Here is an 18,720-nt window from a genome sequence, read left to right on the forward strand (position 1 = left end):
GCAGGGAAGTGCATATCAGCACCCGCGCGATACCAAAGCGCGTGGACAACGGGATCAGCAGGATCGCGCCTACCATACCGCCGGTACCCAGGAAGGCAATGCCTTTCGGTGTTTCGCTGGGGCTGAATCCAAAACTCAAGAGCAAGGTCGGCAGCCAGAAATACAAGGCATACACCGTGATAAAAACCAGGAAGGAAAAGCTCCAGAGCAGCGTGGTGCGTAGCGCCAGCGTTCCGTCAAACAGGCTGCCGATGCCCGTGTCGGAGTGCGACGCCGGATCGGCGGCAGGCTGACCGGTTTTCGCTTCCTGTGCAGGCAAGAACCACCAGACGAAGGGGAGCAGCAATGCCGGCAGCAGCGCACCCAGCAAGAATACGCTCTGCCAGCCATGCCAGGCGATGAGGTGACCGCCGACCAAGCCGCCGAAGGTACTGCCCAATCCAATTCCGGCGGTTACTGCAACGGCGATCACTTCCCGATGACGCGCCGGACATTGCGTGGATGCCAATGCAACGGCTGCCGGTAACGCCGCGCCTAAGCCGATGCCTGTGAGCAGACGCAGCACGGCCAAAATCTGCAACGATCCGGCTAGCGCGGTGAGCATCGAGCCGGCAGCAAACAACAGCACGCTGCAGAAAATCAGGCAGCGACTGCCGAGGCGCCAGCGCAACGGTCCGCTGATCATGTAGCCGACGACAGCGCCCAGGCTGGTTGCGACAAATGCGGAAGTGAAGGCGGTGGCCGGCATGCCCCATTCCCGCGCCAGGGTGGGGACCACGAAGCCGATCGAGGTGGTGTCGAAACCGTCGAAAAATATCACCAGGAAGCAAACAATAATAATTCGCCACTGGATGGCGCCGCTGTCTTGGATCAACGCTGGCGGACGCTGCGCAACATGATTCTCGACGGCGGGATGCTTTGAAATGGCGTCTGGAGGGGGCGGGTTCATGATGCTTGCCATGTTTTTCCAGCAAGGTCGCCGACTGCGCCGGTGATGGCGTCGAAGCGCATGGTGGCTCGCTGTGTGGGTTCAAACCTGGGCCAGGGCGGTATTCCAGCATGGTTTGGATTTCCGTCGCGAATGAAGCCGATCCAGCTGGCTCGCATGATCGCAGAGAGAGCATCGACTTGCTGTAAATTGGCGCCGCTTAGCATCGGTGCGTCGGCAAATGCTGCGCGGCTACCAAAGATAAAAGGCAATTCAAGGCAGTGTCCGGCAGCAAGCTCCCGGTTTGGCGACTGCCAGTCAAACTGGTACAGGTGCACCCGGCGCCCACTCTCCACTGCTTGCACAGCCCAGTCCAAGGTAGCCCGCAAGAATAGCTTTTCGCCGGCATAGTCCATCAGCAGCTGCGCCGCAGATGCGCCCGGACGGCGCGCACCCAGCAGCGCAATTTCCTGCTCAGGAATAGGCGCTTGCGTCAGCGCTTGTACCGCTGGAATGTGGTAGAAAAAGACATTGGCTTCTTCTCTGGTGGTGCCGATCAGGACATCCAGCCTGGTCGCGGCGCGTTGCATGGCTGCGGCCATCTCTTGTGGCGCCGGAAGAATCTTGCCATCGGCGACCGGGATGAACGGCAACGCCACCGGATCTCCCGGTTTGGCCTGGCCGACCACAAAACGAAAGGCCGCGGCCTGTGCATCAAGTATGGCCTGCGCCGAGACCTGGCAAATCTGTTCACGCGCTTGCGGATGGTCCGGATCGATGCCTAGCGCGCGGATGAATACCTGGCCTATGCTGGTTGCCTGCTGCGTATCGTAGAGGGTGATCCCCAATGGCGCGCTTTGCAGGATGGCGCGTTGCGCCACGGGCTGAGAGGAGTCGGACTGCGTCAGCATCAAGGCGATCGAATGCGATCCCGCAGACTGGCCCATGAGCGTGACCTGGTTGGGATCGCCGCCGAAACTGGCTATATGCTGCTGTACCCATTCCAGCGCCAGTTGCTGATCCAGCAGTCCCAGGTTGCCGGGAGAAATCCCGGGCGCATACAGGTAACCCAAGGCGCCGATGCGATAGTTGACGCCGACAAAAACGATGTCTCCCTCATTCGCCAGAAGGCTACCGTCATACCAAGGTAAAGCACCGGCGCCGCTGATGTAGCCACCGCCATGAAACCAGACCACTACCGGCCGCTGCCGATCATTGGCTGCGGGCGTGCGAATTGTCAGCGTCAGACAGTCTTCATTTTGCGGCATGTCGAAGTCCCCCATGGCCAGGCTCAGGCGCGACGGCATTTGAGGGGCGATTGACCCGGGCTCCCGGGCTTCGCGTACGCCAATCCACGGTTCAGCCGGCTCCGGCGCTGCAAACCGAAGTGAGCCTAGCGGCGGCTTGGCATAGGGGACAGCATGAAAGGAAAGCAAGTTATCTTGTGCATACCCGCGTAATTTGCCTAAGGTGGTATCAAGCAGCACTTCCATTTTTTTATTCATAGATGGCGTCCGGTGAGGTTGGGGGAGTGAGGTCAGAAGCTATGGCGCAAACCGGCGGTAAAGCCGTTGCCGCGACTGAGATTGGTGACTTTGTCGCTGATATAGGCGATGTAGATGTCGCTGCGTTTGGACAAGCTGTAGTCATACCCCAGCGACAGCGTGCCGCGCTCGAGATCGGCGCTCGCGGTCCGCTGCATAAGGGTGTGCGCCCAGGAGGCCATCAGCTTGCCGGCGGCGAGCGGCGCCGAGACGCCGAGCTGCCAGGTTCCTAGCGTTATTTCCGTGGGCGTCGTGTTTTGCAGCCGCGTCCGGCTCAGTTGGCCGAATACCTTGAGTGCCGTGAAATCGTAGGTGAGCGCCAGCTGCGCAGTGTTGTCATCGGTCGCTACATAGCTTGGCCTGGCGGCCGTGACCAATGCGGGCGCTGGCGCGCCGAACTGCAGCGACATTTGGCTGAGCTTCTCAAATGACAGAGATGCGGCGAGCGCACCCGACGCATAATTGAAGCTGCCGCCGAGACGTCTGCCGTTCGCGCTGCCTTCGCTCAACGAGTAGACCAGCATGGTGGAAAAGCCAGCCCAGTTCGTCGAGCTATAGCCGATGCTATTGGCCCATGATGCATCGCTGGTCGAACTGCCTGTGATCATCGGTTCGAGCGCGCTGGGCAGATAGGTTTGCAGGATATAGGGTGTAATCGAGGCGCCGCCGAACGGGCCGAACCTGATGGTGGTCAACCAGTTCGGGCTGGCCACGCGTCCTATGCGAAAGGTGCCGATACCTTCTTTTTCAAGTCCTACCCACGCCTGGCGCTGAAACACGACATCGGAATTTCCACGGCCGATTTCCCCCGTATCCGCCCGAAAGAAACTCTCCATGGTGAAAACCGACTTCAAGCCGCCACCCAGGTCTTCGCTGCCGCGTATACCAAAGAAAGATGTTGTCATGTCGCCGTTTGTTACAGCGGTAACGCGCGATTGTCCGCTCAACTGCTGCGAGGAAATGCCCAGGTTGATCAGGCCATAGATTTGTGTCGCCGACTGGGCGCCGGCCTGGTCGCAGCCTGTCGCGGCAATAAAGAAAATACCGATGAATTTGAAATTTGCACTACACATTTTGGTCTCCATTTGTAGCGTTATCTTTGAACGCTTGCGATCGAAGATAGCGGTCGGACGGAGCCCGTAGCAATCGGTAATTTCGGGAAGCAATGTTCTAAAATTGGAACGCAGTCAATCTGGAAACTTTCTTGGTCGCCGCGGCCGGCTGCCACGCTTGCCCGGCAGAGATCGAATTCGATGTGCTCGCCAGAAAGGTATCCCGGCACGATCGCCTGCTTGTCGCATTACCATTTCTTAATTGTGCGGCTTGGGATTAAACTCTGGGATCAGAGCTTCAATACAACTACAATGCTGCTGAGACGCTCGCTAAACCTGGCACGCTTATATCCGGAAAGAAGCGAGTGATGACGCGAAGATCCAGCGCTATGACCTTTGGCCCGGAGAGGGTGAATCAACTGACCGGCGCGGCCGACGATCTGATGTTGCTGGTGGAGGTGATCGATGCCGGTGGGTTCAGCGCGGCTAGCGCACGCACCGGCATACCAAAATCCCGGTTGAGCCGCCGTATTGCTGCGCTTGAAGAGCAACTTGGCGTCAACCTGCTGCTGCGCAATTCCCGCTATTTTGAAGTGACTGAAATCGGCCAGCAGCTTTATCAGCATGGGCGTTGCATTCGTTCGGAAATGTATGCCGCCATGACATTGGCGCACGACAGCCAGGCAGAAGCCCATGGCAGCTTGCATATTGCTTGTCCGATTGCACTAGCCTCGGTGATCGTCGGCCGGGTCGCCACCGAGTTTGCGCTGGCCCACCCGCGGGTTCGCTTGCGTCTCAGCACCACCATGGGAACGGTGGAATCGCTGACCAAGCATTTTGATCTGGTATTGCTGCCATCGGCACAGAGCTTGCCTGATTCCGAGATGATTGTGCAACGGCTGGCATTTGCTCCCTACCTGCTGGTCGCTACGCCTGCAGTGGTTGAGGCCGCGGGGTATCCCGCTTATCCTGAAGGTGGGCTGGCTGTCGATGCGATCGGATGGGGCAGTGCGGAAGAGTCTTCGTGCTGGCATTTGATTGGACCAGACCAGCAGCATGCTGAGCTGGGAACCAGGATCCGGTTTTCCAGCGACAATCTGCTGGTGATACGCGAGGCGGCGTTGGCTGGCTTAGGCGTCGCCCGCCTTTCCGCGGCACTGTGTCGCCAGGATATCGAGCAAGGGCGCTTGCGCGTGCTGATGCCCGGCTGGGCGCCGCCGCCCATGTCTATCTATGCCCTGTATGCTTCACGCCGCCATATCAGCATTGCAGGGAAACTTTTTCTTCTAGAGTTGATAAGACAATTCGATTTGCTGTTTGCTGAATAGCCTTTGTCCATCTCAGGGCCCGCTTCATTTTTGCGCCCGCACCAGCAGGTTGATTTTGGCGGCGGCGGCCAGCAGCATCGGCAGACAATGTGCCAGCAGGTGCGCCGGCGTCGGATTGTTCACTTGGCCGCTGATGTTGACTGCAGCCACCACGCGGCCGTTGCGGTCGAAAATCGGCGCCGCCAGCGACACCAGTCCCGGCTCCAGTTCTTCGTTAACCAGGCACCAGCCCTGTAGCCGTACTTGCTGGACGACTTCATACAGGCGCTGCGGATCGGTCACCGTGTGGACGGTATGCGCAGGCAGTGCGGCCGCGGCCAGCCGTTGCCGGATGGCTTCGTCGGGCACCCCGGCCAGCAGCACCCGCCCCAGCGAAGTCGCGTACGCCGGCAGGCGGCTGCCTACGCCCAGGTTGATCGACATGATCTTGTGCGCCGGCACCCGCAGCACGTACACGATCTCGTCGCCGTCCAGCACTGCGGCGGAGCACGATTGCCGCAAGCTTTGCACCAGGTCTTCCATCACCGGCTGGGCCTGGGTCCAGACCGGCAGCGACGACAGGTAGGCGAAGCCGAGCTCCAGCACTCTGGGCGTCAGGCGGAACAGGCGTCCGTCCATGTCGACATAGCCCAGGTGCAGCAAAGTCAGCAGGATGCGGCGCGCGCCGGCGCGGGTCAGTTCGGTTGCGGCGGCGACTTCTGTCAGCGTCTGCGCCGGGGCGTGGGCGCCAAAGCTGCGCAAGACTGCAAGCCCGCGTGCAAACGACTGTACATAGCTGTCGCCGGGCTTGGGATCGGTACTATCGGCAGAAGTGGATATGGTCATGTTTTCATTCAATACAGGCGCGCAGATGCAAAGAACAACAAATTAAGCAGCGATTGACATTGGCCTGCCAGCTGACTATTCTTTTGAGATAAGTTCTTTATACGAATATTTGTTCATTATAAGAACTTTATTGTGATTTTCAACTGAAATGTTCGTAAAGAGCCATGATCAACAAAATTATCCCTTCGCTCGAGCAAGCGCTCGCCAATATTCATGACGGCGCCACGGTAATGATTGGTGGTTTCGGCGGCGCCGGGCAACCGGCGGAGCTGATCGACGCCCTGATTGCGCAAGGTGCGCGCGACCTGGTGATCGTCAACAACAATGCCGGCAACGGCGAAACCGGCCTGGCCGCGCTGCTCAAGGCCGGGCGGGTGCGCAAGATTATCTGTTCCTTCCCGCGCCAGGCTGATTCGCAGGTATTCGACGGCCTCTATCGCGCCGGCGAACTGGAACTGGAGCTGGTCCCGCAGGGCAATCTGGCGGAACGTATCCGTGCCGCCGGCGCCGGCATCGGCGCTTTCTTTACGCCCACCGGTTATGGCACGGAGCTGGCCAAAGGCAAGGAAACCCGCGAAATCGATGGCCGGATGTACGTGCTGGAACATCCCATCCACGCCGATTTCGCCCTGATCAAGGCTGAGTGCGGCGACCGCTGGGGCAACCTGACCTATCGCAAGACTGCGCGCAATTTCGGCCCCATCATGGCCAGCGCCGCCAAGACCACGATTGCTTCGGTGCACGAGATCGTCGAACTGGGCAGCCTCGATCCCGAGAGCGTGGTCACGCCGGGGCTCTATGTACAGCGGGTGGTGCAAGTGCCGCGCAGCGTTACCGGCCCGGCCGGCTTCAAGCAAGCATAGGAGCAAATATCATGAATAAATGGAGCAGAGAACAGATGGCGGCGCGCGTGGCGCAGGATATTCCCGACGGCGCCGTGGTCAACCTCGGCATCGGCTTGCCTACGCTGGTGGCGAACCAGTTGCCGCCTGATCGCGAGGTCATCCTGCACAGCGAAAACGGCGTCATCGGCATGGGGCCGGCGCCGGCCGAGGGCGAGCAAGACTACGACCTGATCAACGCCGGCAAGCAGCCAGTGACGCTGCTGCCGGGCGGCTGCTATTTCCATCATGCTGACAGTTTCGCCATGATGCGCGGCGGCCATCTGGATGTCTGTGTACTGGGCGCATTCCAGGTTTCGGCCGGCGGCGACCTGGCCAACTGGCATACCGGCGCGGCGGATGCGATTCCGGCCGTCGGCGGCGCCATGGACCTGGCCATAGGCGCCAAGAAAACCTATGTGATGATGGAGCACCTCACTAAAGCGGGGGAGAGCAAGCTGGTGCCTGCCTGCACTTATCCGCTCACCGGGATAGGCTGCGTCAGCCGCATTTATACCGATCTGGCGGTGATCGACCTGGCAGCGGACGGCGCCAGGGTGACGGCCATGGTCGACGGCCTGTCCTTCGGCGAATTGCAGAAGCTGACCGCAGTACCCCTCATCAACGCTTGCTGAGGCTTATGCCCAAACCGGCCATACCAGGAGAATCCATGTCCCAAGCTTTTATCTGCGATGCCCAGCGTACACCTTTCGGCCGCTACGCCGGCGTGCTGTCCAGCGTGCGCGCCGACGATCTCGGCGCCATCCCCATCCGCGCGCTGATGGCGCGCAATCCGCAGGTCGATTGGCAGGCGGTGGCGGACGTCATCTATGGTTGCGCCAACCAGGCTGGCGAAGACAATCGCAACGTGGCGCGCATGTCGGCCTTGCTGGCCGGCCTGCCGCAGGAAGTGCCGGGGGCGACCCTGAACCGCCTGTGCGGCTCAGGGCTGGATGCGCTCGGTACGGCGGCGCGCGCCATCAAAAGCGGCGAAGCCGGCTTGCTGATCGCCGGCGGCGTCGAAAGCATGAGCCGCGCGCCGTTCGTGATGGGCAAGGCCGATACAGCGTTTGCGCGCAACGCCCGGCTGGAAGACACGACGCTCGGCTGGCGCTTCGTCAATGCGCTGATGAAGCAGCAATACGGCGTCGATAGCATGCCGGAGACGGCGGAAAACGTCGCCGCGCAGTTCGGCATCAGCCGCGCCGACCAGGACCGCATGGCGCTCGCCAGCCAGATGAAAACCGTTGCCGCGCAAGACGCCGGTTTTTTCGAGCATGAAATCACGGCAGTGACGATTCCGCAGAAAAAAGGCGAGGCGATCGTCGTCAGCAAGGACGAGCATCCACGCGCCACCAGCCTGGAAGCGCTGGCCAGGCTGAAACCGGTGGTCCGGCCCGAAGGCAGCGTCACCGCCGGCAATGCCTCCGGCCTCAACGACGGCGCCTGCGCCCTGCTGCTGGCCGACGAAGTCAATGCCGCCCGCTACGGCCTGACGCCCAGGGCCAGGATAGTCGCCATGGCGACCGCCGGCGTGGCGCCGCGCATCATGGGTATCGGCCCGCTTCCTGCCACGCAGAAGGTGCTGGCGCTGAGCGGCCTGAGACTGGAGCAGTTCGATGTCATCGAATTGAACGAAGCGTTTGCGGCGCAGGGACTGGCGGTGCTGCGGCAGCTCGGCTTGCGCGACGACGATCCGCGCGTCAATCCGAACGGCGGCGCCATTGCGCTGGGCCATCCGCTGGGCGCATCCGGCGCAAGGCTGGCGACCACCGCGGTCAACCAGCTGCAGCGCACGCAGGGACGTTATGCACTGTGCACCATGTGCATAGGCGTCGGCCAGGGAATTGCGCTGGTGCTGGAACGAGTCTGAAGCAGCCGGGGCCGGATCGCGATTGCGCGCGGCGTGGTATAAAACAGACTGCGCATGTATCCAACAGTCAGACCGCCTATGCCTTATCTCTGCGACGCCTCCCGTTCCACGCTGCTGATCGTCGATCTGCAGGAAAAACTGATGCCGGTCATCGGCGACAGCGCGCAAGTCCTGCGCCGTGCTGTGCTGCTGGCGCAGGCTGCGCGCTTGCTGGCTATCCCGGTGATCGGCACGGCGCAGCAACCCTTGCGCCTGGGACGCACGGTCGCTGCCATCGATGCCGTGCTGGATCAGACGGTAGAAAAATCCAGCTTCGATGCCTGCGCCCAGCCGGCATTCATTACTGCCATTGACAATGGCCGCGACCAATTGGTAGTGCTGGGCTGCGAAGCCCACGTCTGCGTCTTGCAGACCGTGCTCGGCCTGTTGCACCGGCAGCATCGGGTCACGCTGGTAAGCGACGCCATCGGCTCGCGCCAGGCCGGCGACAAGGCCGCAGCCATCGAACGCGCCCGTGCCGCCGGCGCTGACATAGTCACCAGCGAAATGCTCATGTTTGAATGGATGCGCAGCAGCGAACATCCGAAGTTCCGCGAAATACTCAAGCTGATCAAATAGTCCGGCCGCTTGCCAGCGCCAGGCCATTTCCCCGGGCTGCTGCGGAATACGTCGCTGCGCCTGCTCAATTCAGCAATCCCTTATGCATTTTTTGCCAGAAATGATCAAGAATGACATGGTCAATTTTGATAGCTACCATCAGAGCAAGATATGTACGATATGCACAATTTGCGCGACATGGATCTCCGAGACGAGCATTGGCAAAAATTGCGGCCTCTGCTGCTGGGGGGAGATAACGATCCCGGCGCCAGCGGCCGCGACAACCGTCTGTTTCTGCGCGCGGTCCTGTGGGTCGTCAGCCGGCGCACCAAGTGGTCGGCCCCGCCGCCCGCATTCGGGCGCTGGCAAACTTCCTATGTGCGCTTCATGCGCTGGAACCAGGCCGACGTCTGGCGCCAGATGGCGCAGCAGATGAGCGAAGAGGGTGAGCTGCTGGAAATGCTGAACGCGATTGTTGCCTTCGGTGACGGCTACACCCAGCGTGCGGCGCAAAGGCGCGTCAACAAATACAACAAGACGGCCTACAACGCGATGCTGAGCGCGGCGGTTCCACCCAGGCGTGGCGTTTCAGGCGAGGAAAAAGCGAATACGGATGGCAACTGGATCTGGCAACTGACGCATAAATGAATTGCCTTGCCATCTCTTCGGAGCGTAAACCTGGCAGGGCGCCAGTCTGTTACCGTTATCATCGCTGCCGGTGGTAATGGCCCGGCTAGTCGGATAGCCAGGCCGGTCAGGCCGGATGGCGCCAGCTCAGCGGTTGCGGGAGAATTTCGCAGTCAGCTGATTAAGCTTTTCCGCATGCTGCGCGGCAGCTTTTTCGGCAGCCTGCTGAGCCGCTTCGGCGGCGCGCTGCAGCTTGCGCTGCTCAGCGTTTTTCTTGAAACGTTCGCGCAGGGTTTCGGTAGCGTGGCTGCGATGCACCTCGGTGACCTCGTCCGTGCTGTTGCCTTCCAGGTCGAAGCGATGCGTCGCCTTCTCCATGCCTTTGAGATAGCGCAGTGAATTGGTATGCATGCCGAGGGCGATGCGCAAGGTCTTGCGGTTGGTGTCCGGCGACAGGGCGATGAGTTGCTTGTCGATGCCGATCGCTAACGGCAGGTAATCGCGAAATACAGCGTATTTTTCCTGGAGTTCCTTGAGCAGGACGCGGGCGGTTTGAACAGGGTTGGGAGTAGCAGCAGCAACAGGTGTATTCATTGACAACAAATGCGGTGTGTTTTAGAACGCTCAGGATATCACGTAGATGCCCCCAAACTCGTGTAACAGCGGTGTTTTAAGGCTTCAAACTAGGTTTTTTCCTCATCCTTGTTGTTCTGTGGAGAAACGTAAAGCAGCGAATCGCTATACGGATCAGTCTACCGGACCGTGCTGCATGGGAATACTGCCATTGTTGGCAGGCGCGCGCGGCCCCGTGCTATTTTTCTGCCAGCGCCAATAATCTCTGTGCGCAAAGCCGGACGGCGTCGCGCAGCGCCGCCGGCTGCCGGATTTCAAACGCAAACGGCAGGCGCGCCAGCTGCCGCGCAAACCAGTCGAGATCGTCTGACTGGTTGTGCAGCAATACACCGTCCTCGGTCTGTTCAAAAATGCCGATGGCGTCGAACAGGTGTTCGCGCGCCGACAGCAGATCGGTCTTGAGCAGCACTTCGATGGTAAAGGCACGCGCAATGGTGGCGACTGAAAATGACAAATGGGCCAGGGCGTCGAAGGCCGCCGGCCGTTCAAATTGCTGCGCCAGCAGTTGCACCTGTCCCACCCGGTCCAGCCGGAACGAGCGTACGTCCTTGCGCAGATGGCACATGCCGGCCACGTACCAGCGGCCGCCGCGATAGGCCAGGCCGTAAGGATCGAAGTCGCGTTCGCTGTTGTCGCCCTGGGCGCTGCGGTAATGCAGATGCACCCGTTGGCGGCTTTGCGCCGCGGCGCTGAGAATAACCAGCGCGGCATTGTCGGCGGGCGAGGTCGCTTGCGACAAATCGAGCCTGACCGTTTCATCGATGGCGCTGACGCGCCGTTTCAGGTTGGCCGGCATGATCCGTTCCAGCTTGGCCTGGGCGCTGGCCACCGCCGGCGCTGCCTCGGCCAGCCCCAGGCCGCGCGCCGCCAGCAAACCGATAGCCAGGGCCAGCGCTTCGTCATCGGTAAACATCATGGGCGGCAGCTTGAAGCCGGCCATCAGCGCATAGCCGCCGTGGCGGCCGCGTTCGGTGGTGATCGGAATACCCATTTCTTCCAGCGTCACGATATAGCGGCGCAAGGTGCGGCCGTCGATCTCCAGGCGCGCAGCCATCTCGGCCCCGCTCATGCGGCCATGGGTTTGCAGCAGTTCCAGCACTGCCAGTACACGTGTGGTTGGGTGATACATGCCTGCAAGGATAATTTAAATATAGGGCTAATTCTGTCCTAAATTCAATTTATCTTCGATTCCAGCAATAAAAACCCATCCAGCCGGAGGAACAGCATGCGCAGGCTTATCGTCGGAATAATCCTTGGCCTGGCAATCCACACTGCGCCATTGGCGCATATATCGACAAGCACCGAACCCATCGCCATGAAAAACACCATTCACACTAACGAATTCCAGGTCATCGAGTTACGCCGCTATCAGATCAAGCCGGGCCGCCGGGCGGATTTCGCCGCCTATTTTGAAAGTTATTTTCCGGAAGCTTTCCAGCAGCTGGGAGCGATTGCCTTCGGCCAGTTTTTTGAACGCCAGAATACGGAAGCCTTTACCTGGCTGCGCGGTTTCAAGGACATGGACGCCAGGGCTGTCGTCAATGCGGCGTTCTACTACGGAGCAGTCTGGAAAGAACATAGGACTACCTTGAACGATCTGATTGTCGACAGCGACAATGTGCTGCTGTTGCGTCCCCTGGATCCGGACAGCGGCGTGACTGTGCTGCCCGCCGTCGATCCGATAAAGGAGTTGCAGGGAGCGGGCGGCGTCGTCGTTGCGCAGATCTTCGCACTCAAGCCAGGCAGCGTGGAGCGCTTTGCGCAGCAGGCCGCCGCCAGTTTTGCCGGCTACCGGGAAGCCGGCATGCGTCAGGCCGGCGTGCTGGTGACACTGGACGCCAGCAATAATTTCCCGCAGCTGCCGGTCAGGACTGACGGACTCTATCTGGTGTGGTTAGGCCTGGCCAAGGATAACCAGCTGCTGGACAGTAAATTCAATCCGCTGGCCGAGCGTGCCGCCAAGGAACTGGCGGCCGGCGTTTTGCTTAGGGCAGAGCCGGAAACGGTCATCCTTGATCCGACCCGACGTTCGCGCTTGCGCTGGTTACCGCAATAGTGCGGCTTCGACTCCGGCCATATGTAGCCAATCGCAAAGACAATTCATTCAATCTGTTCAAGCGGCTTTAGCCGCAGATCGTCAGGAGCTTTCCAAATGAACCAATCCGTCAATCTCTGGCTGTATTTCATGATCGTATTCGGCGTCATCGTCTTGCCTGGGCTGGACATGGCATTCGTGATGGCGAGCGCGCTGGTGGGCGGGCGCCGCTCCGGCCTGGCGGCGGTGGCCGGGATCATTGCCGGCGGCATCTGCCATGTCGTCATGGCGATGCTGGGCATCGCCGTCATCCTGAAACTGTGGCCGGCGCTGTTCAATCTGGTGCTGCTCGCCGGCGCCTGCTATATCGCCTGGATCGGCTGGTCGCTGCTGCGCAGCGACAACGCCTTCCGCATCGCTTCCACAACGCCGCCGCTGGGCGCCAGGGCGCCGGCCATGACCTTTTTCCAGGCCATGATGACCAGCTTGCTGAATCCGAAAGCCTATGTCTTCATGCTGGCGATTTTCCCGCAGTTCCTGAAAATCGGCGCCGGGCCGATCTGGAGCCAGGCGCTGGTGCTGGGCATCATTACCTGGCTGACCCAGGCGGCTGTATATGGTGGCCTGGCGCTGCTTTCCAGCAAAGCCAGCGGCTGGTTCGACGCCAATCCGCGCGGCGGCGCCATTGCCGGCCGCCTGATCGGCCTGCTGCTGATCGGCGCCGGGATCTTTACCGGGATCGAGGGCTGGCAGGCGCTTTAGACAACGGGAGGGCGCCGCTGCTGCCAGGGTTGGGCCTGTTCCAGCTGCGCCGCCAGCCCCAGCAAAGTGGCTTCGTCGCCGAAGCGGGCGACGAATTGCACGCCGTATGGCAGGGCTTCCGCCGAGCCTGCGGTGGCAGCCCAGTGCAGGGGCACCGACATGCTGGGCGTGCCGGTCAGGTTGGAGAGCTGGGTGAAGGGCACTGCTTGCAGGCTGGTCTGCACCAGGCTCTCGACCATGCCGCTCTTGATCAGCAGACTGCCCGCGCCCAGCGCCAGCACCAGCCGGGCCGCGGCGCGCTGCAAGGGCGGCGTATCCTGTTCGCCGATGCGGCAGGGCGGCTGCGCGGTGGTCGGCGTCAGATACAGATCGTAGCGCTGGTGGAAGCGTCCCAAGGCCCGCGCGTATTCATTCCAGCGCTCGCGTTCGCGCACGTAATCGCCGGCGCTGATGGTGCGGCCGATCAGGGCCAGTATGCGCGACTCCAGTTCAAAACCGCTGTTGCCGGCGCCGGTGAGCTGCTTGATATGGGCGATGCCGGCCGCGGTCTGGCCGAAGTACATGCTGACGAAGCTGCGCGCCAGCGCCTGGCCGTCGATCTCGGGCTGGGCCGGTTCCACTTCGTGCCCCAGGTCGGCCAGCAGCCTGGCGGCCTGCAGCACGGCGTTCACGCATTCCTGGTGCACCGGTGTGCCCAGCGGCGATTGCGTGCAATAGCCTATCCGCAGCTTGCCCGGCGGCCGCGCTATTTCCTCGGCATAAGGGCGTTCCGGCGCAGTGATGGTAAAGGGCGCGCCAACGTCGGCGCCAGCGATCGCGTCCAGCAGGCGCGCCGAATCGCGCACGCTGCGCGTCAGCACATGGTCGCTGGAGGCGCCGTCCCAGAATTCCGCATGGGCCGGTCCTGCCGGCACCCGGCCGCGCGAGGGCCGCAGCCCGAACAGGCCGCAGTAAGAAGCGGGAATCCGGATCGAGCCGCCGCCATCTGCCGCCCCGGCCGCCGGCACGATGCCGGCCGCCACCGCGGCGGCAGCGCCGCCGGAGGAACCGCCGGGCGTGCGCTGCAGGTCCCAGGGATTGCGGGTGGCGCCCCACAGCAGCGGTTCGGTAACGCCTTTCAGCGCGAATTCAGGGGTGGCGGTCTTGCCGAAAATGACCAGGCCGGCATCGAGGAAGCGCTGGACGATGGCGGCATGCAGCTGCGGCACATACTGCCGCAGGGCGCGGCAGCCGCCGGTGGTGGGTACGCCGGCATAATCCTGGACGATATCCTTGATCAGGAACGGCACGCCGGCGAACGGTCCGCGCAGTTCTTGCTGCGCGCGCTGGCGGCCGATTTCTTCCATCGGGATGCAGATGGCGTTGATGGCCGGGTTGACCGTGGCGGCGCGCGCCAGCGCTGCTTCCAGCAACTCGCCGGCGGAAACTTCCCGGCTTGCAACCAAGGCGGCCAGACCGCTGGCATCGTAATCGGCGTATTCCTTGAACATCGGCGCTACCTCGCGTGTGGAGATGGGAACAGGATGAAAGCGTCGCCAAGTATAGGGGAAGTGTTTCCATTAATTCTAGGCAAGCCGCACTAGAAAAGTGTGCGGCGCACCAATTGCAGGCGCTCCGCACCTTTGCGGAGCGTATTTTGCTGGCTTGTCTGGCAAGCTTTCCTGCACATCCCCCTGAAGCCGCGGGTATAGGCCGGTGGCACGGGCTTTGCTCATCACTAGTCAGGATCAAAGGCGATCCGAAAAATTCTTACGCAGATCCAACGATGGATCTGTCGGACAAAGGCGTCCTCCTGGCTTGACCGCAATCGCGGCCGGACCGGGAGGACGCCTTTTTATTTTTCAAGACAAAATGGTGAACAACATGACCAGCAGCAAAGCGACCAGCATCCAGCTCTTCAGCCTGCGCACGCCGCAGATGCGCGCCTTCCACCTGACCTGGATGGCTTTCTTCGTCTGTTTCTTCGCCTGGTTCGCCTGCGCGCCGCTGATGCCGCTGATCAAGGGCCAGCTCGGCCTGAGCATGGAACAGATCGCCAATATCAATATCGCCGCGGTGGCGGTGACGATACTGGTGCGGCTGCTGGTCGGTCCGCTGTGCGACCGCTACGGTCCGCGCAAGACCTATACCGGCTTGCTGCTGATCGGTGCGCTGCCGGTGTTCGGCGTCGCCTTGGTGCAGAGCTACGAGAGTTTCCTGTTCTTCCGTCTGTGCATAGGCGCGGTAGGCGCCAGTTTCGTCATCACCCAGTATCACACCTCGGTCATGTTCGCTCCCAACGTCGTCGGCACCGCCAATGCCGCGTCGGCCGGCTGGGGCAACAGCGGCGGCGGTGCCGCCCAGGGCCTGATGCCCTTGCTGGTGGCCGCTTTGCTGATGCTCGGCGTGAGCAACGCCATGGGCTGGCGCCTGGCTTTGCTGGTGCCAGGCGTGTTCATGCTGATCATGGCCGCGCTCTACTGGCGCTACACCCAGGACTGCCCCGAGGGTAATTATGCCGAGATGCGGGCCCGCGGCATCGTGCCGGAGGGCGGCAAGAAGGGCGGCTGGGCCAGCTTCCGCGCCGCCAGCGCCAACTACCGGGTGTGGCTGCTGTTCGTGACTTACGGCGCCTGCTTCGGCGTCGAGATTTTCATCCATAACATTGCTGCTATCTATTACGTCGATCATTTCGGTCTGTCGCTGAAAAGCGCCGGCATGGCGGCCGCCAGCTTCGGCTTGCTGGCGCTGTTTGCGCGGGCGCTGGGCGGCTGGCTGTCGGACAAGCTGGCCCTGCGCGGCAGCCTTAACAGCCGCGCCACCCTGCTGTTTGTCCTGATGCTGGGCGAAGGCCTGGGCTTGCTCTGGTTCGCGCACGCCGGCACGGCGCTGCTGGCGGTGGTCGCCATGCTCAGCTTCGGCTTGTTCACCCACATGGCTTGCGGCGCCACTTATGCGCTGGTGCCTTTCATCGACCGCAAGGCGCTCGGCGGCGTGGCCGGCATCATCGGCGCCGGCGGCAATGTCGGCGCGGTTGCCGCCGGTTTCCTGATGAAGGGCCTGGGCGATACCCAGCAGACCTTGAGCGTGCTGGGTGTGTTGGTGGCGCTGTCTGCCCTGTGCGCGATTGCAGTGCGCTTCAGCGCAAGCCACAAAGCACAGGAACAGGAATTGCATGACAGTGCATTAGCCAGCCGCAGCGCCGTCGCGTAATGGAACGCAAACTCGGGAAAAGAACATGAAGATCATCGTCATCGGCCACGGCATGGTGGGCCACAAGTTCCTTGAATGCCTGGCAGAAAGCAAACAGCCCGGACTGGAAGTTACGGTGCTGTGTGAAGAGCCGCGTCCGGCCTACGACCGCGTCCACCTGTCGGAATTCTTTGCCGGCAAATCGGCAGAGGACCTGTCGCTGGTCGAGCCAGGTTTTTTCGAACGCACGGCGATCCACCTCAAGCTCAACGCCAAGGCGCAGCTGATCGATTGCGCCGCCAAGACCGTTACCTTCCATCTCGGCGGCGTCAGCGAAACGCTGCCTTACGACAAGCTGGTGATCGCCACCGGCTCCTATCCCTTCGTGCCGACCCTGGCCGGCAACCAGCGCAAGGATTGTTTCGTCTACCGTACCATCGAAGACCTGGAAGCGATGCAGGAGTGCGGCAAGCGCTCCAGGAGCGGGGTGGTGATCGGCGGCGGCCTGCTTGGGCTGGAGTGCGCCAAGGCCTTGCGCGACATGCAGCTGGAAACCCACGTGGTGGAGTTCGCAGCGCGCCTGATGGCGGTGCAGGTGGATGAAAGCGGTGGCCGCATCTTGCGCCAGAAAATCGAAGAACTGGGCGTCACCGCGCATACGCAAAAGAACACGCTGGAAATCGTCGACGGCAAGAACGGCACGCATCGCATGAATTTCGACGACGGCAGCCATCTGGATACCGACATGATCGTGTTTTCGGCTGGCATCCGTCCGCGCGACGAGCTGGCGCGCGACAGCGGCCTGAAAGTGGGCGAACGCGGCGGCATCGTCATCGACAACAGCTGCCGCAGTTCCGATCCGGATATTTACGCGATCGGCGAGTGCGCGCTGTGGAACGGCCGCATTTTCGGCCTGGTGGCGCCCGGCTACGACATGGCGCGTATCGCCGCCAAGCAGATTGCGGCAGAACTCTTCGCCGACGCCGCTGCGGTTGTGCCGGAATTTACCGGCGCCGACATGAGCACCAAGCTCAAGCTGATGGGCGTGGATGTCGCCAGCATCGGCGATCCGCACGGCAAGGAAGTCGGCAGCCGCTCTTATCAGTTTACCGACGAGCGCAAGCAGATCTACAAGAAAATCGTCGTGTCCGAATGCGGCAAGTATCTGCTGGGCGGCGTGATGGTGGGCGACGCCAGCGAATATGGCACATTGCTGCAGATGATGCTCAACCGCATCGAGCTGCCGGCGTCGCCGGAGTTCCTGATCTTGCCGCAGGCCGATGGCCAGGCGAGGGTGGGACTGGGCGTCGACGCCTTGCCGGAATCGGCGCAGATCTGTTCCTGCAACGATGTTTCCAAAGGTACGCTGTGCGCGGCAGTGAGCGGCGGCGCCACCAGCATCGGCGCGCTGAAAAGCTGCACCAAGGCCGGTACTTCCTGCGGCGGCTGCGTGCCGCTGGTGACGCAGATCATGAAGGCCGAAATGAAGAAGCAGGGCCTGGCGGTCAACAACCATGTGTGCGAACATTTTCCCTACTCGCGCCAGGAGCTGTTTCACTTGGTGAAGGTGGGACAGATCAAGACTTTTCCCGCCTTGCTGGAACAGCATGGCAAGGGACTCGGCTGCGACGTCTGCAAACCGGTCGCGGCCAGCATTTTGGCATCCTGCTGGAACGACTTCGTGCTGAAGAAGGAACACGCCAGCCTGCAGGATTCCAACGACTACTTCCTCGGCAATATCCAGAAGGACGGCACTTACTCGGTGGTGCCGCGCATGGCCGGCGGTGAAGTCACGCCTGACGGCTTGATAGCAGTCGGCCAGGTTGCCAAGAAATACGGCTTGTACACCAAGATCACCGGCGGTCAGCGGGTCGACCTGTTCGGCGCCCGGGTCGAGCAATTGCCGTTGATCTGGGAAGAACTGATTGCGGCCGGTTTCGAGTCCGGCCACGCTTACGGCAAATCGCTGCGCACCGTGAAATCCTGCGTCGGCTCGACCTGGTGCCGCTACGGCCTGGATGACAGCGTCGGCCTGGCGATCGCATTGGAAAACCGCTACAAGGGTTTGCGCGCGCCGCACAAGATCAAGTTCGGCGTTTCCGGCTGCACCCGCGAATGCGCCGAAGCACAGGGTAAGGACGTCGGCATCATCGCCACCGAGAAGGGCTGGAATCTGTACGTCTGTGGCAACGGCGGCATGAAGCCGCGCCATGCGGAACTGCTGGCGGCCGATCTCGACAAGGCAACCCTGGTCAAGCTGATCGACCGCTTCCTGATGTTCTACATCCGCACCGCAGACCGCCTGCAGCGCACCAGCGTCTGGCGCGACAACCTGGAAGGCGGCCTGGATTACCTGAAGCAGGTGGTGGTGGCAGACAAGCTGGCCATTGCCGCCGAACTGGAAGCCGACATGCAGCATGTGGTCGATACCTATGCATGCGAATGGAAGCTGGCCGTCACCGAC

General features: G+C 61.5%; 17 protein-coding genes. 10 read left to right on the forward strand and 7 right to left on the reverse strand.

Going from position 1 to position 18,720, the window contains the following annotated elements; all coding sequences use genetic code 11:
- From VNZ65_RS05400 to VNZ65_RS05410, 3 genes are all read right to left on the reverse strand, one after another.
- The coding region (locus tag VNZ65_RS05400) for an MFS transporter (RefSeq protein ID WP_325666825.1) at window positions 1–949 on the reverse strand (949 nt) is incomplete at its 3' end.
- Window positions 946–2,433: a carboxylesterase/lipase family protein gene (locus tag VNZ65_RS05405; protein ID WP_325666827.1), complete on the reverse strand. Its 1,488-nt coding sequence runs from the start codon at window positions 2,431–2,433 to the stop codon at window positions 946–948. The genes VNZ65_RS05400 and VNZ65_RS05405, both read right to left, overlap by 4 nt.
- A gap of 32 nt (window positions 2,434–2,465) precedes the next feature.
- Entirely contained in the window at window positions 2,466–3,545 is a 1,080-nt protein-coding gene (locus VNZ65_RS05410) for a porin (protein ID WP_325666829.1), read from the reverse strand.
- Window positions 3,546–3,934: 389 nt separating this feature from the next.
- Between VNZ65_RS05410 and VNZ65_RS05415 the strand changes: the two genes are divergently transcribed.
- Window positions 3,935–4,852, forward strand: coding sequence for a LysR substrate-binding domain-containing protein (locus VNZ65_RS05415; protein ID WP_325666831.1), 918 nt, complete (start codon window positions 3,935–3,937; stop codon window positions 4,850–4,852).
- Between the two features lie 24 nt (window positions 4,853–4,876).
- Here VNZ65_RS05415 and VNZ65_RS05420 read toward each other — a convergent pair whose 3' ends face one another.
- Window positions 4,877–5,677: an IclR family transcriptional regulator domain-containing protein gene (locus VNZ65_RS05420; RefSeq protein WP_325666833.1), complete on the reverse strand. Its 801-nt coding sequence runs from the start codon at window positions 5,675–5,677 to the stop codon at window positions 4,877–4,879.
- Window positions 5,678–5,841: 164 nt separating this feature from the next.
- Here VNZ65_RS05420 and VNZ65_RS05425 point away from each other — a divergent pair, with 164 nt between their 5' ends.
- The 5 genes from VNZ65_RS05425 (at window position 5,842) to VNZ65_RS05445 (ending at window position 9,676) form a co-directional block, all read left to right on the forward strand.
- Window positions 5,842–6,540 carry a 3-oxoacid CoA-transferase subunit A gene (locus VNZ65_RS05425; RefSeq protein ID WP_325666835.1) on the forward strand — a complete coding sequence of 233 codons (699 nt, stop codon included), beginning with the start codon at window positions 5,842–5,844 and terminating at the stop codon, window positions 6,538–6,540.
- An 11-nt stretch (window positions 6,541–6,551) separates the two neighbouring features.
- The gene (locus VNZ65_RS05430; RefSeq protein ID WP_325666837.1) at window positions 6,552–7,193 is read left to right on the forward strand and encodes a 3-oxoacid CoA-transferase subunit B; all 642 of its coding nucleotides are present in this window, start codon (window positions 6,552–6,554) and stop codon (window positions 7,191–7,193) included.
- 35 nt (window positions 7,194–7,228) lie between these two features.
- Window positions 7,229–8,431: a 3-oxoadipyl-CoA thiolase gene (gene pcaF / locus VNZ65_RS05435; protein ID WP_325666839.1), complete on the forward strand. Its 1,203-nt coding sequence runs from the start codon at window positions 7,229–7,231 to the stop codon at window positions 8,429–8,431.
- Window positions 8,432–8,509: 78 nt separating this feature from the next.
- Window positions 8,510–9,049 carry an isochorismatase family protein gene (locus VNZ65_RS05440; protein WP_325666841.1) on the forward strand — a complete coding sequence of 180 codons (540 nt, stop codon included), beginning with the start codon at window positions 8,510–8,512 and terminating at the stop codon, window positions 9,047–9,049.
- 177 nt (window positions 9,050–9,226) lie between these two features.
- Window positions 9,227–9,676: a transposase gene (locus VNZ65_RS05445; protein ID WP_325666843.1), complete on the forward strand. Its 450-nt coding sequence runs from the start codon at window positions 9,227–9,229 to the stop codon at window positions 9,674–9,676.
- A 126-nt stretch (window positions 9,677–9,802) separates the two neighbouring features.
- Here the strand turns inward: VNZ65_RS05445 and VNZ65_RS05450 are convergent, their stop codons facing one another.
- Both VNZ65_RS05450 and VNZ65_RS05455 read right to left on the reverse strand, forming a co-directional pair.
- The gene (locus tag VNZ65_RS05450; protein WP_325666845.1) at window positions 9,803–10,249 is read right to left on the reverse strand and encodes a ProQ/FinO family protein; all 447 of its coding nucleotides are present in this window, start codon (window positions 10,247–10,249) and stop codon (window positions 9,803–9,805) included.
- Between the two features lie 217 nt (window positions 10,250–10,466).
- Window positions 10,467–11,417: a YafY family protein gene (locus VNZ65_RS05455; protein WP_325666847.1), complete on the reverse strand. Its 951-nt coding sequence runs from the start codon at window positions 11,415–11,417 to the stop codon at window positions 10,467–10,469.
- Window positions 11,418–11,603: 186 nt separating this feature from the next.
- Here VNZ65_RS05455 and VNZ65_RS05460 point away from each other — a divergent pair, with 186 nt between their 5' ends.
- Window positions 11,604–12,344: an NIPSNAP family protein gene (locus tag VNZ65_RS05460; RefSeq protein ID WP_325666849.1), complete on the forward strand. Its 741-nt coding sequence runs from the start codon at window positions 11,604–11,606 to the stop codon at window positions 12,342–12,344.
- A gap of 96 nt (window positions 12,345–12,440) precedes the next feature.
- A complete protein-coding gene (locus VNZ65_RS05465; RefSeq protein ID WP_325666851.1) occupies window positions 12,441–13,085 on the forward strand; it encodes a LysE family translocator in 645 nt (214 codons plus the stop codon).
- Here VNZ65_RS05465 and VNZ65_RS05470 read toward each other — a convergent pair.
- Window positions 13,082–14,575 (reverse strand): amidase, encoded by a 1,494-nt coding sequence (locus VNZ65_RS05470; protein WP_325666853.1) that lies wholly within the window; start codon window positions 14,573–14,575, stop codon window positions 13,082–13,084. The genes VNZ65_RS05465 and VNZ65_RS05470 overlap by 4 nt on opposite strands.
- Before the next feature lie 373 nt (window positions 14,576–14,948).
- On the opposite strand from VNZ65_RS05470, the gene VNZ65_RS05475 reads away from it, so the two are divergent.
- Together VNZ65_RS05475 and nirB are read left to right on the forward strand one after the other, a co-directional pair.
- Complete coding sequence (locus VNZ65_RS05475; RefSeq protein WP_325666855.1) at window positions 14,949–16,277, forward strand: MFS transporter; 1,329 nt, start codon at window positions 14,949–14,951, stop codon at window positions 16,275–16,277.
- 25 nt (window positions 16,278–16,302) lie between these two features.
- Window positions 16,303–18,720 (forward strand): nitrite reductase large subunit NirB (gene nirB, locus VNZ65_RS05480; RefSeq protein WP_325666858.1); only part of this gene is annotated, 2,418 nt, incomplete at its 3' end.

This window comes from Collimonas sp., assembly GCF_035566555.1.
Taxonomy (GTDB): Bacteria; Pseudomonadota; Gammaproteobacteria; order Burkholderiales; family Burkholderiaceae_D; genus Collimonas.

Coding starts and splice junctions, on each gene's coding strand:
- VNZ65_RS05460 (WP_325666849.1), top strand. CDS start 11,604: ATGAAAAACACCATTCACACTAACGAATTCCAGGTCATCGAGTTACGC.
- VNZ65_RS05410 (WP_325666829.1), bottom strand. CDS start 3,545: ATGTGTAGTGCAAATTTCAAATTCATCGGTATTTTCTTTATTGCCGCG.
- VNZ65_RS05450 (WP_325666845.1), bottom strand. CDS start 10,249: ATGAATACACCTGTTGCTGCTGCTACTCCCAACCCTGTTCAAACCGCC.
- VNZ65_RS05420 (WP_325666833.1), bottom strand. CDS start 5,677: ATGACCATATCCACTTCTGCCGATAGTACCGATCCCAAGCCCGGCGAC.
- VNZ65_RS05430 (WP_325666837.1), top strand. CDS start 6,552: ATGAATAAATGGAGCAGAGAACAGATGGCGGCGCGCGTGGCGCAGGAT.
- VNZ65_RS05455 (WP_325666847.1), bottom strand. CDS start 11,417: ATGTATCACCCAACCACACGTGTACTGGCAGTGCTGGAACTGCTGCAA.
- VNZ65_RS05445 (WP_325666843.1), top strand. CDS start 9,227: ATGGATCTCCGAGACGAGCATTGGCAAAAATTGCGGCCTCTGCTGCTG.
- VNZ65_RS05475 (WP_325666855.1), top strand. CDS start 14,949: ATGACCAGCAGCAAAGCGACCAGCATCCAGCTCTTCAGCCTGCGCACG.
- VNZ65_RS05405 (WP_325666827.1), bottom strand. CDS start 2,433: ATGAATAAAAAAATGGAAGTGCTGCTTGATACCACCTTAGGCAAATTA.
- VNZ65_RS05470 (WP_325666853.1), bottom strand. CDS start 14,575: ATGTTCAAGGAATACGCCGATTACGATGCCAGCGGTCTGGCCGCCTTG.
- VNZ65_RS05425 (WP_325666835.1), top strand. CDS start 5,842: ATGATCAACAAAATTATCCCTTCGCTCGAGCAAGCGCTCGCCAATATT.
- pcaF (WP_325666839.1), top strand. CDS start 7,229: ATGTCCCAAGCTTTTATCTGCGATGCCCAGCGTACACCTTTCGGCCGC.
- VNZ65_RS05465 (WP_325666851.1), top strand. CDS start 12,441: ATGAACCAATCCGTCAATCTCTGGCTGTATTTCATGATCGTATTCGGC.
- VNZ65_RS05440 (WP_325666841.1), top strand. CDS start 8,510: ATGCCTTATCTCTGCGACGCCTCCCGTTCCACGCTGCTGATCGTCGAT.